General features: G+C 38.1%; 11 protein-coding genes and 2 other annotated features. Of the genes, 6 read left to right on the top strand and 5 right to left on the bottom strand.

The window, feature by feature from the left end; genetic code table 11:
* Window positions 1-27: 27 nt before the first annotated feature.
* Window positions 28-247, bottom strand: a binding site (T-box leader).
* A gap of 38 nt (window positions 248-285) precedes the next feature.
* Window positions 286-506 (bottom strand) — a binding site (T-box leader).
* Window positions 507-567: 61 nt separating this feature from the next.
* From M3627_RS05480 to fabI, 4 genes are all read right to left on the bottom strand, one after another.
* A complete protein-coding gene (locus tag M3627_RS05480) occupies window positions 568-1,113 on the bottom strand; it encodes a GNAT family N-acetyltransferase (RefSeq protein ID WP_251553248.1) in 546 nt (181 codons plus the stop codon).
* Window positions 1,114-1,135: 22 nt separating this feature from the next.
* Complete coding sequence (locus M3627_RS05475) at window positions 1,136-2,476, bottom strand: CoA-disulfide reductase (RefSeq protein WP_251553247.1); 1,341 nt, start codon at window positions 2,474-2,476, stop codon at window positions 1,136-1,138.
* A 153-nt stretch (window positions 2,477-2,629) separates the two neighbouring features.
* Window positions 2,630-4,669: a catalase gene (locus tag M3627_RS05470; protein WP_483315280.1), complete on the bottom strand. Its 2,040-nt coding sequence runs from the start codon at window positions 4,667-4,669 to the stop codon at window positions 2,630-2,632.
* 217 nt (window positions 4,670-4,886) lie between these two features.
* Window positions 4,887-5,666, bottom strand: coding sequence for an enoyl-ACP reductase FabI (gene fabI / locus M3627_RS05465; protein ID WP_169358401.1), 780 nt, complete (start codon window positions 5,664-5,666; stop codon window positions 4,887-4,889).
* A 265-nt stretch (window positions 5,667-5,931) separates the two neighbouring features.
* On the opposite strand from fabI, the gene M3627_RS05460 reads away from it, so the two are divergent.
* The 4 genes from M3627_RS05460 (at window position 5,932) to M3627_RS05445 (ending at window position 8,986) form a co-directional block, all read left to right on the top strand.
* Window positions 5,932-6,189: a hypothetical protein gene (locus tag M3627_RS05460; RefSeq protein WP_169358400.1), complete on the top strand. Its 258-nt coding sequence runs from the start codon at window positions 5,932-5,934 to the stop codon at window positions 6,187-6,189.
* A 78-nt stretch (window positions 6,190-6,267) separates the two neighbouring features.
* Window positions 6,268-7,038 (top strand): gluconate 2-dehydrogenase subunit 3 family protein, encoded by a 771-nt coding sequence (locus tag M3627_RS05455; protein WP_169358399.1) that lies wholly within the window; start codon window positions 6,268-6,270, stop codon window positions 7,036-7,038.
* 19 nt (window positions 7,039-7,057) lie between these two features.
* Window positions 7,058-8,773 carry a GMC family oxidoreductase gene (locus M3627_RS05450; protein ID WP_169358398.1) on the top strand — a complete coding sequence of 572 codons (1,716 nt, stop codon included), beginning with the start codon at window positions 7,058-7,060 and terminating at the stop codon, window positions 8,771-8,773.
* A 63-nt stretch (window positions 8,774-8,836) separates the two neighbouring features.
* Window positions 8,837-8,986, top strand: coding sequence for a hypothetical protein (locus M3627_RS05445; RefSeq protein WP_251553245.1), 150 nt, complete (start codon window positions 8,837-8,839; stop codon window positions 8,984-8,986).
* 55 nt (window positions 8,987-9,041) lie between these two features.
* On the opposite strand, the gene M3627_RS05440 is transcribed toward M3627_RS05445, so the two are convergent.
* Window positions 9,042-9,950, bottom strand: coding sequence for a MerR family transcriptional regulator (locus M3627_RS05440; RefSeq protein WP_251553244.1), 909 nt, complete (start codon window positions 9,948-9,950; stop codon window positions 9,042-9,044).
* A 320-nt stretch (window positions 9,951-10,270) separates the two neighbouring features.
* On the opposite strand from M3627_RS05440, the gene M3627_RS05435 reads away from it, so the two are divergent.
* Together M3627_RS05435 and M3627_RS05430 are read left to right on the top strand one after the other, a co-directional pair.
* Complete coding sequence (locus tag M3627_RS05435) at window positions 10,271-11,569, top strand: globin-coupled sensor protein (RefSeq protein ID WP_169358397.1); 1,299 nt, start codon at window positions 10,271-10,273, stop codon at window positions 11,567-11,569.
* Between the two features lie 24 nt (window positions 11,570-11,593).
* Entirely contained in the window at window positions 11,594-12,664 is a 1,071-nt protein-coding gene (locus tag M3627_RS05430; protein ID WP_169358396.1) for an ABC transporter permease, read from the top strand.
* Window positions 12,665-12,668: the final 4 nt, after the last annotated feature.

Below are 12,668 nucleotides of genomic sequence, written 5' to 3'. Positions count from 1 at the left end.
AATATAAAAAGACCACACCCATCCCAGTAAAGGGACGAGTGTGGTCGTGGTTCCACCCTAATTTTGCCGTCATTAAAAATTACGGCTCTCATAAAATATAACGGTTTCCCGATTATGGATACTAGTTGTTCCCCATAATAGCTCCAAGGTGGTAAACGATTCAACTTTCTAACAGGGCTTTCAGCCGATGACCCTGCTCTCTAATTAGAAGTTGAGGAATAATTCATGTCCTTTTCATAGCTTAAATATTAAATTGTGCATACAAAAAACCACACCCATCCCGGTAAAAGGGACGAGTGTGGTCGTGGTTCCACCCTAATTTTGCCGTCAAATAAAAAATACGGCTCTCTAAAAGATAACGGTTTCCCGATTATGGATACTAGTTGTTCCCCATAATAGCTCCAAGGTGGTAAATCATTCGTTTTTCTTACAGGGCTTTCAGCCGATGACCCTGCTCTCTAATAAGAAATTACCTAAATGACTCATGTCCTTTTCTTTGCCTAAATAACATAAATTGATTTTTAATAGTATATTCAATGAGTTTAGAATAGTCAACTAAATTTTATTTTAAATGAAAGAACGTCCCATCACAACGGTGTGATAGTATTGCTCATCCTTTAAAACTTTATCGTTTTTTAATATACCCTCTACCTCGAAGCCATACTTTTTATATAAGGCAATCGCTTTTTCGTTAGTATGTAATACATTTAATGAGATCTTTTTGATACTACCGGCATCTGCCCATGCAATAGACTCCTTCAAAAAGTTGGTACCGATACTCAGCCCCCAATATTCTTTTAAGACACAAACACCAAATTCCACTTTATGCGCAAACCGCTTTAAGTCGTTCCCTTCACATCTAGAAAAACCAACAATCCTCCCCTCAATCTCTGCGACTAAAAAGAGATTGTTCACGGAAAGGGTGTCATCTTCAATTAGCTTTTCAAAGCCTGTGACATCAATGAATGCTTCCCCTTGTTCTCTATCTAGATTCTCCGTTTCCCCGTCGATTTGAACCCTTACCTCGGACAGCTGCTTTGCATCCAGCTGACTAGCCGATCTAATCTTATATGAGATATCTCTAACCTTATATTCCTTTGTCTCTATTTCCATCTCTCAATTCCCCCACTTTTCTTTATTTATTCTTATCAAAGTTTCTTTTAGCAAGCTGCTGCAAAGGATCCCATACACCGTTAAATGGAGGAGCATACGATAGGTCCAGGTCTAATAAATCCGGGAGCGTCATACCATGGTACAGGGCAGTAGCCAATACATCAGTGCGCTTGTCTACTCCATGCCCCCCAACGATCTGCCCACCTAGAAGCAATTGATCCTCTTTACGATAAAGGAGTTTTATCTGCATTAACTCTTTCCCAGGATAATACCCTGCAATATCACTGGCCTCAATCGTACTTGTGTCGAAAGGAATGTCTAGTTCCTTTACTTCCTCCTCTGATAGTCCGGTTCTACCAATCGACAATTCAAAGAATTTCATAATAGAGGTACCGACAATACCTTTAAACGGTATTTTTTCTCCAATCATATTGAATCCTGCAAGCCTACCTTGTTTATTGGCAGTAGTACCTAGCGGGACATAATCGTTTTTTTGTTTCAAACGATTAAAATGAGTGGCGCAATCTCCTGCCGCATAAATATCTGGAATACTTGTTTCCAAATATTTATTTACGATTATGGCTCCATTCTCTAGAGTTTCTATTCCTGTCTCCTTAAGGAAATTAGTTGCTGGTTTTATGCCAATAGCTATCAACACTAAGTCTGTCGAGTAGGTCCCTTTGTCAGTTACCACTTCTTGGACTCGTGTGTTTCCCGTAAAGGATTTAACCTCCTCATTTAGTTTGACCTCCACATGTTTTTCCTTTGCCTTTTGTAGTAATATGTCTGACATCTCTGGATCAAGAATTGGCATTAGTCGATCTCCACGTTGAATTACTCGGACCTTTTTACCAATTTCTCTTATGTTTTCTGCCATTTCTAAACCAATATATCCTCCACCGATAATAGTTACGTGGTTCACATCTTTCAGCTCAGCTATTAATGCCTCCGTTTGCGGAATGGTTTTAAATGTATGTATTCCATCTAGTTGTGTCCCCCCCCAATCAGGTACGATGGAGCTAGCACCTGTTGCTACTAATAGGCGGTCATACTTAACTTCAAATCTTTCTCCAGTTACTAATACATTACCTGCAACTGTTTTGTTCAGAGGGTTTACATCCGTTACTTCATGCCCAATCTTTGCATCAATCTTGTATTTCGTTCGAAACATCTCCACGCTTCGTGCGATTACATCTGTCGTAGAAAATATTTTTTGGCCAACTACATATGGTAGGCCACATTGTCCGTATGAGTAAATATTTCCTTTTTCTAAAGTCGTAATTTCTGCTGTAGAATCATTGCGAAAAATCTCCATTGCAGCACTCATACCAGCTGCATCACCGCCTATAATCACGTAATGCATATAGCTCTCCTCCTCATACCTCTTTCTATTACTTCTCGTTTGGGTGATAATGTTCCTTCTATTGTTAACAATGCCCTTAATTTCATTAAGTTAATCTCAATCAAAAGAGGTATGCCCTGTATTAAAGGACATACCTCTTTAACTGTAACCTTATTAAACTGCACGATCCCAAAAGCGATGTGCTGCCACTGCATTGATGAAGTCATCTACAAAATGTACTTTGTCATTAGCTAACACACCAATTTGACCTACAAGTCCCATTTCTTCTAGTAGCTCGTCGCCACTAAAGGTAGATCCGATAGGCTTATAGTGAGTAAATGCTTCTTGGACAAATAACATCGCATTCTTCTTAAATGCCGGTGTTGTTCCATTATTGCTAGCCACGTAGACTGCATCAAATAAAACAGAATCCGCTGTTAAGAAGGTGTGATCTACTGGTAGGCTTGCACCGTTTGCTCCATTTACACTTCCATGATGATCACTCACGACCATAGGAAGAGTTCCTTTTGCTTTTAAAGCCTCCATAAAGCTCAATAGCTCTTCATCAAAGCCATCTCCTACGAGAATTGCTATTTTTCTAGTATCAGGCTTCATTACTGTATTTAGCTGACTTAAGGCTGGTGAAGATTTGGTTACTTTATTCTCAGCAGTTCCTTGAATAACCATACCTAGATTTTCCGCTACCTTGCTAGCCATGTCTAAATCTATATTTGCAATCATTTCTAATGCTTGAGTACGTACTGACTTCTCTACACATTTACCAAGCTCAAAGCTAAACGCTTCAATAATGTGCTCTTTCTCGGGTTGACTCATGCTATTCCAGAACATAGTAGCTTGTGTGAAATGATCCTTAAAGCTTTCACTACGCGCTCTTACTTTACGTGCATCTATTTTTTCTTGGTAATGTGCATAGCCCCCCTCTGCTTCACTAACTGGAGCTGGAGTGTTGTTAGCTAGGGAGTTTTTGTGATAGCTTACTTGTCCAACGTTAATTGTTTGTCTACCATAACCATCTCTTTGGTTATTATGGAATGGACATACTGGACGGTTAATCGGTAGCTCATGGAAGTTTGGACCGCCAAGTCTTATCAGCTGTGTATCCGTATAAGAGAATAATCGTCCTTGTAAAAGGGGATCGTTTGTAAAATCTATTCCAGGAACGACATTACCAGGGTGGAAAGCAACCTGTTCTGTCTCAGCAAATACATTATCAACATTTCTGTTTAACGTCATTTTCCCTATTCGTTTAACTGGAACATCTTCCTCTGGCCATATTTTAGTAGGATCTAATATATCAAAGTCAAAAGCAAACTCATCCTCTTCTGAAATAATTTGAACGCCAAACTCGTATTCTGGATAGTCGCCTTTTTCTATTGCTTCATATAGGTCACGGCGATGGAAATCAGGATCCTTACCATTAATTTTTTGTGCTTCATCCCAAACTACCGAGTGAGTTCCAAGCAAAGGCTTCCAATGGAATTTAACAAAGTGAGCCTTTCCTTCTTCATTGATAAATCGGAAGGTATGTACACCAAAGCCTTCCATCATACGATAGCTTCTAGGGATTGCTCGATCCGACATAGCCCACATAATCATATGCGCCGATTCCTGGTTGTTCGCTATAAAGTCCCAAAATGTATCATGTGCCGTAGCCGCTTGAGGCATTTCGTTATGAGGCTCCGGCTTCATCGCATGGATTAAATCAGGAAACTTAATAGCATCTTGAATGAAAAAGACAGGTATATTGTTCGCCACTAAATCGTAGTTTCCTTCTTCTGTATAGAATTTAGTCGAGAACCCTCGAGCATCACGCGCTAGCTCTCCTGAACCGCGGGAACCAGCTACTGTCGAAAACCTTACAAAGACAGGGGTCTTAGAACCAGGTGTTTGTAAGAACTTCGCTTTTGTATAAGGCTTCATGGATTCGTACACTTCAAATACTCCATGGGCACCATATCCTCTAGCATGAACAATTCGCTCTGGAATTCGCTCATGATCAAAATGTGTCATCTTTTCTCTAAAATGAAAATCCTCCATAAGTGTTGGACCACGATCTCCGGCCTTTAAAGAAAATTCATCCTCTGAAACTTTTAAACCATGATTAGTTGTCATAGCTTTATCTTTATCTACCGCACGAAATTGTTCTAATTGTTGATGTTTGCTATTTTCATTTACTTTTTTATCCAAACTAATTCCTCCTCTAATCCATTTCGACTCTATTTGTGTAAATACCCTAATTTTCATAAAAAAAACGTTTTTAATAATCTTTATTAATAAGGAATGACTTAAATTAGGTATGACAGAGTGAAAAGACCTTTCAAACAGGAGAACAGTTGGAGCCTCTCTAGTTCCAATAGGAGAAAAGAAAAAGGGCTGTAGTTGAATAGTTATCAACTACAGTCCCTAATATTTATCCCATAATATTGTATCCAGAATCTACGTACACTATTTCACCTGTGACTCCTCTGGACAGATTACCTAAAAGAGCAACCGTCATATCGCCAACTTCTTCTTGTGTTACGTTTCTTTGTAAAGGAGCTGTTTCTTCAATCTTGTGTAGAATAGTGTTAAATGAAGAGATGCCCTTAGCCGCTAACGTACGAATTGCTCCAGCAGAAATTGCATTGACTCGTACATTCTGTTTACCTAGGTCTAAAGCAAGATATTTTACCGACGCCTCCAATGATGCTTTCGCTACCCCCATAACGTTGTACCCCTCTAAAACACGTTCTGCTCCCAAATATGTCATCGTAACAATGGATCCGCCCTCTGTCATAAATGGTGCCGCCTCTCTTGCAGCTGCAATTAGAGAATATGCACTGGTATCTTGGGCAAAGGCATAGCCCTCTCTAGATGTTTTAATGAAATCATCCTTTAAATCCTCTGCATGGGCAAACGCTACAGAGTGTACAACTCCGTGAATGACTCCCACTTCCTTGCCTATTGTTTCGAATGCGGATTTAATACTATCATCACTATTAACATCACATTCTACTACTAGCTTAGCTTCCAAGTCATTAGCACTTAATAATTTTTGAATTTTACCTAATGATCTTTCTTTACGATAAGTAAAAATAACATTAGCGCCTACGTCATATAAGGATTTTGCAACTCCCCAAGCAAGACTTCTCTCATTTGCTACACCCATCACTACAATATTTTTATCTTTTAGCTGTATTAAGTCCTTCATAAGAACCTCCCGTTTTTACCTGTTATTAGTACCTGTTACTAATTTCAATCATATCACATTTAATGGATACTGCGCCATTCATTTTGAACGGCTAATGTAATATCTTATAACCTACAAATAAAATAGCATACTTTTTTTCTGAAAATATAAACTTTAAAAAATAGTATAAAATAGGTAGATTTAATGAAAAAAAAGAGTAAAATTGAGGACGGTTATTTTTCACTATTATTAAGTGATAATTTTTATAAAAGAAAGAGGAAAAGATGTGACAGCTTACAATTTAGCAGAACTAAAAATATTAAACCAAGTACTTTTCGCATTATTCATCGTTGCTGATTTAGCACTTGCTTTATTTTTCTATAACTCTTCGTTTCCTTGGTTTGCTTTATTAGGTACCGGGATTGGACTAGCAATAATAGTTCTATGTTGGACAGGGAAAAAGCATACATACTTTATTGGTTCTCTTTTAGTATTCACCGTTTTGTTTTCTCTAGTTTACAACTGGGGCAACCTGCTTCATTAAAATATTTTTTATTTTTATCCATAATTTAACTAAGTAAATAATTGGATTTTCTATCATTTAACATCGGAGGGTATCAATATGTCAGAACAGGAAACAAAAACCGAATTTCTAGAAAAACGTTCTTCTAGACGTAAATTTATAAAAAATTCAGGGTTAACAGTAGGTGGAGTAGTTTTAGGTGGAGCCCTTGGTAGTCTTTTAGGAAAAGATTCTGCTGGTGTGAAGAACGAAACTCATGTTGCATCTAAATCCTCCACTAATTTCAACCAAGCATTAATGTATTTTGATAAGTCGCAATTCGATACCGTTGAGGCGGCAACAGAACAAATTTTCCCTAAAACAGATGTTGGACCTGGCGCAAAAGACTTATTAGTTACTTACTATATTGACCATCAATTGGCTGGGAACTGGGGGCTCAATGCAAAGGAATACATGAGTGGCCCTTTCTATCCAGCAGAAGCTACAGCGTTATTTGGACATCAAACTCATTTAAATAGACAACAAATTTTTGACTTAGGTATTGAAGCACTAAACACCGAAGCAAAAAAACAATATGATAAAAGATTTGCTGAGATTAGTGATGAAGAACAAATAAGCATCCTAACAGCTATGGAAGCAGGAGAAATAACATTAAACGGTGCAGTCACTTCCTCTTTTTTCTTTAAGCTATTGAAAAGTGCAACAATAGAAGGTGTCTATTCCGATCCTTTATATGGTGGAAACAAAGACATGCAAGGGTGGAAAATGAAAAAATTCCCTGGTCATCAAATGAGCTATGCAGATATTATCGAAAAAGAAGAGTTTGTCACTTTCGAACCTCAAAGTTTAAATTCACAACATAATCATTAATTTAAGGGAGTAAATAATAATGGCTAAAAAATTACCAAAAACAGATATAGTTTTAGTTGGAGTAGGCTGGACTGGCGGAATCGTAGCTTCAGAGCTAACTAAAAAAGGGTATAAAGTAGTTGGTCTTGAACGAGGCAAATCAAGATCAGTCGAAGACTACATGATGGTACATGATGAGTTGAGATATCAGCAAAGAAACGAAATGATGCAAGACCTATCCAAGGAAACACTGACTGTAAGACATAATCCCTCCCAGAGAGCGCTACCATATCGTCAGCATGGTTCATTTTTAATTGGGGACGGTTTAGGTGGTTCCGGTGAGCATTGGAATGGTTTGACGTATCGTTTCTTTCCTTATGACTTTGAAATCTATTCCAAAACAGTAGAACGCTACGGAAAAGATAAGATTCCTGCAGATATGCCACTACAAGATTGGGGTATCACTTATGACGAGCTAGTGCCTTATTTTGAAAAGTTTGAGGCTATGGCCGGTATTTCTGGAGAGGAAAATCCACATCCAGAAGTTCCAAAAGTAAAATATCCAACAGTTCCATTAAAAGAAACACCTTCTATGAAAATGTTTAGAGAAGCTGCCAAGAATTTAGGATATCATCCCTATGTAGCTCCAGCTGCTACTCTTTCTGAAAGCTACACAAATCCCGATGGAGTTTCACGAGGAGCTTGCCAGTATTGTGGTTTCTGTGAAAGATTCGGATGTGAGTACGGTTCTAAAGCATCTCCTGTAGTAACTGTTTTACCTGTAGCCAAAGAAACGGGTAATTTTGAAATTCGTACGTTCTCTGTTGTTCGCCGAGTGCTTCATACTAATGGTAAAGCAACTGGGGTATTATACGTAGACACTCGTACAGGCGAAGAGTATATACAAGAAGCCGATGTTGTCGTGGTTTCAGCCTATGCTCTAAACAATATTAAAATTTTACTTAACTCAGAGCTTGGACGCCCTTATGATCCTAAAACAGGAACTGGCGTTATCGGTAAAAACTATGCATATCAAATGACATCCGCTGCCTCTACTGGTTTCTTTAAGGATAGAGAATTTAACCTTTATGCAGGTACAGGATCTCTTGCTGGTGTGTTAGATGATTTTAACGGAGATAATTTTGATCACTCTGATTTAGACTTCATACACGGAGGCAACATTGCTCTTGGCCATTACGGTAAACGACCTATTTCAAGTAATAGTGTACCAAAAGGAACTCCAGCCTGGGGTAAGGAATACAAGGATGCCACTATTTACTGGGCAAACCGCAATCTATCAGTAGGCTCTCAAGGGGCTGTTATGCCTCATAAGGATAACTATATTGATTTGGATCCTACGTATAAAGATGCTTTTGGAGATCCACTTATCCGTATGACGTTTAACTATCATGACAACGAAAAAAATCAACAAAAATATATTAGAGAAATTACTGCCAAAATTCTTGAAGAAATGGGTGCTGATGAAATCACAGTTCCTGGAGATCAAGGAGACTGGGATACGACAAAATATCAAACCACTCATAACACTGGTGGAGTGATTATGGGTGCTGACCCTGAAACAAGTGCATTGAACAGTTACCTTCAAATGTGGGATTGTGAAAATGTATTTGTACCAGGAGCATCCGCTTTCCCTCATAATTCAGGTATGAATCCTACAGGTACCGTAGGAGCATTAGCTTATCGTACTGCAGAAGGTATTGAAAAGTATTTAAAAACAGGCGGAATATTAGTCTGACATCTAATTTCTAACGGAATTAGCAAGAAAAGCGCAAGCGCCTATGTCTGCCCCGACAGGCAAATGGGAAAAAGCGAGGAGGCAGTTCCTCAGCCACCGCAAACGCTCTTGTTTGCGACGAGCTTGCGCAGGAGCACCTTTTATCCATTTGACCCCGAGGGGCAAGGCGGTGGAGCTAGACATCAATTGGTCCACAGATTCAGAACTTTATAATTTCCTAAACAGCCAAAAAAGCTACTTGTTTTCTCATGGAAAACAAGTAGCTTTTTTAATTGATTACTTCTTCTATAGAATTGGCTAAGCTTATATTTTTTAAATTTTTGCAGGCAAAGTATTGCATAGCACCTGCTCCACCTATATAAAATTTAATTTCTTTATGATTTTCAGCAAACTGATCCAAACCTGCTAACAATTTAGGGTTGCGTTCAAAGGGTATGCTTGTCGAAGCTGATAATAGTACTTTTTGTGGTTTTAGTTTTTCTACCATGGACTCTATTGCACCTGGTGCAGGAGAAGCACCTACTAAAAAGGATTTCCACCCCTTCATCATAAACTGTAGTAATAAAATATGAACCGGGATTTCATGGGTTTCATGAGGAAGACAGCACCCTATCACTAGTGGCGCATCATCCCTATAATGAAAATTACGACGAATTTGCACGAGGAAATCACGCACAATCATACTAGAAACAGCCTCCTGATACTCATCCCATTCTTCCTTTTCCCATCGGTTTCCCACCTCGAGTAAAAAGGGTAATACGACCTTATCTAAAAAATTCTCTAACCCGTAGTGAAAGTATGCTTGCTGCAAAGTATACGTTAGCTCTATTTCATCGAGATCTGTCCCATGCTCCAACAGCTTAAAAACAAAATCATTAAACTCTGGAAAGGAGGATTCCTTTTCTATAGGTAGCTCCACTTGGGCATGATCTAATTGTTTTTCCTCCAAAACCTGCGCAACTGCTTGCTTTAGAGAGTATCCCTTCTCAGATAATACCTTCACTTTTAAAAGCTTCTTTATATCCTCTTCACTATAAACCCGATAGCCGTTATCTAAACGTTCAGGTTGAATCAAGTCATAGCGCTCTTCCCATTTCCGAATAACCTGCTTTGACAAACCTGTTACATTAGACACCTGCTGAATATTATAACTACTATTTGGGCGAGCTTGCATCATCCATATTCATCCTTTCAGCCTCTATGTAAAAGCTGTTGTTGCTTTTGTTAATTAATCTATAGTATAACATCATTCCCTCAACATTATACAGTAGTTCTACTAAAAATAAAATTCTAGCATAAAATCCTCACCCTAATATCTCTAAACCGAGGGATTAATAGAGTATATTTGCATGATTCATTCGGAACTAATTTGTATAATGTATTATAAATAATATTATACAAACATTTGACAAACGTAATACGTCCTGTTAATAATAAGAGTATAAGAAAATCCAATTGCACGTATTCATCAAGTTTATTCAATAAGGAGAGATTAGATTGGTAATACCTTTTGCGAAAAAATGGTTTAAAGAAACGGAAATAAATACAACCGTAAAAGAACCAGTTATACAGTTGGAGCTATATCCAGAATTAAAGAAGCAAATGAAGTTAATTGGTCTAGGCAAGGACGATATAAGAATGATACATACGTTTCAGCCCTATGTGGAAAAGGGTATAGACGATATTGTCTCTGTTTTTTATGAGCAAGTCCTTTCTGTTCCCTCCTTACGAGCAATTATTGAAGAAAGAACTCAAATCGAGCGTCTTAAGAAAACAGTCGGCAGTTATATTATAGAGATGTTTAGTGGTGAGTTCACGGAAACTACCATTGAGAGAAAACGAAGACTAGCCCAAATGCACTTTCGGATTGGATTAGAGCCTAAGTGGTATATGGGGACCTTCCATCAAATACAAACAATAATCATTTCGTTAGTTAACAAGGAAATAAGGGATCACGCCCAAAAAGAAGAGATCTCTCTTACTATATCTAAGCTTATTAATTTAGAAATGCAGCTTGTGCTAGAAGAATATGAAAAAGAAAACGTGAAGCTTCGCCAACAGCAATACGATACAGTTAAAACAGAGTTAAAAAGTAAAATTTCATCAATAAGTGAGGACTTGGCAGGCTTAACCGATGAGACGACTACCTCCATGGAACAGGTCGAATTGAATACCGCTAGGATACGTGAAAGTGTTCAGGCTAATATGGACAGCGTTAAACAAATACAAACAGAAGCTAACGACGGTAACAAGTTAATAGAACTTCTTCAAAAACAAATGGAGCTTGTCACTGGTAATACAGGAGAAATGGCAAAAATTATTGTTGATTTAAAACATTCTTCGGAAGAGATTTTTCACATCGTTGGGCTAGTAAAGCAAATAGCGGAACAAACCAATTTGCTGGCATTAAACGCATCTATAGAAGCAGCTCGAGCAGGTGAGCATGGAAAAGGCTTTGCAGTGGTGGCACAGGAAGTAAGAAAACTAGCGGAGCAGTCTAAACGCTCTGTAGAAGAAATTACATACTTGGTACAAACCTCTACCAAGCTTACAAACAAAGCCGTTAACACTATTGCAAATATGGAAAAGAGTGTTGAGCTAGGATTAGAAAGCTCCCAGGATACTAATCGGAAATTCAATAAAATCCTTTTTTCTATAGATGAAAACACCGACTATATAAACCAAGTAGAGTTTCAAGTGTCAAACCTTGTAGAGGCAATTAGAGATATTTCAAATGATACTAAAACAGTTGCTGTAACAGCCGATAGCCTCTATCAAACAGCAGTACAGCTTTAATAAAAGAGATAGGAAGTGAATGGAATGTTTTTAGCATGGAATGAAATTAAAAAAAATAAGCTACGCTTTTTTCTAATCATAGGAGTCTTAATGTTAGTGGCATACCTTGTATTTTTCCTTTCCGGGCTTGCTACCGGGTTAGCAAACCTAAATCGCGAAGCAGTAGACAAGTGGAATGCAACTGCTATTGTACTTGCCGAGGAATCGGATAAAAGTCTACCGCAATCATTTATTAGCACCGATGAATTAGATAACATCGAAGCTAAGGATAAGGCAATACTTGGACAAATAAGTGCTATTGCGACAAACGGGGATTCTAAGCAGAATGTGTCTATATTTGGCATAGACAAAGAAGAATTTTTGATGCCAGAAGTCAGTGAAGGTGAAGAATTCTCCGACGAAAATGAAGTAGTAGCAAGTGATAATTTAAAAGAAGAGGGTTTTAAAATCGGAGATGAACTAGAACTTTCATCTACGGATGAAACATTAATGATCGTCGGCTTTACAGAAAGCTCACGATTTAATGGTGCACCCGTGCTCTATGGGGAACTAGCAACCTTTCATAAAGTAAAGTTCGGTGAAGCAGCTGAAGCAAATGAGGATCAAATAAATGGTATTGTTGTTTCGGATGACAGCCTAGATGCTATAAATACAAGCAATGATGAGCTTCAAATTACTGAGATTGAGAACTTCATAGAGAGCCTTCCTGGGTACACTGAGCAATCTCTTACCTTAAACTTTATGATTTACTTCCTATTTGGGATCTCATCTGTCATCGTTGCAATTTTCCTGTATGTTTTAACCGTTCAAAAAATTAGTATGTTTGGTGTCATGAAGGCCCAAGGAATTTCTAATGGTTATCTCTCAGTTTCAGTAATCGTCCAAACCTTTCTCCTTGCCTTCATAGGAGTTGTCGTAGGATTCGGCTTAACGATTTTAACAGGAAAATTTTTACCAAGTGCAGTTCCTGTAGCCTTTGATTTAACGACTATGTTAATCTATGGCGCTGTATTAGTTGTTGTTGCAATTCTAGGAGCAGTTTTCTCTGTATTTACCATTGTGAAAATAGACCCGTTAAAGGCGATTGGAGGATAAGTAA

It is taken from the genome of Psychrobacillus sp. MER TA 171, from assembly GCF_023713305.1.
Classification (GTDB): domain Bacteria; phylum Bacillota; class Bacilli; order Bacillales_A; family Planococcaceae; genus Psychrobacillus.
This window is presented reverse-complemented; position numbering and strand designations above follow the sequence as displayed.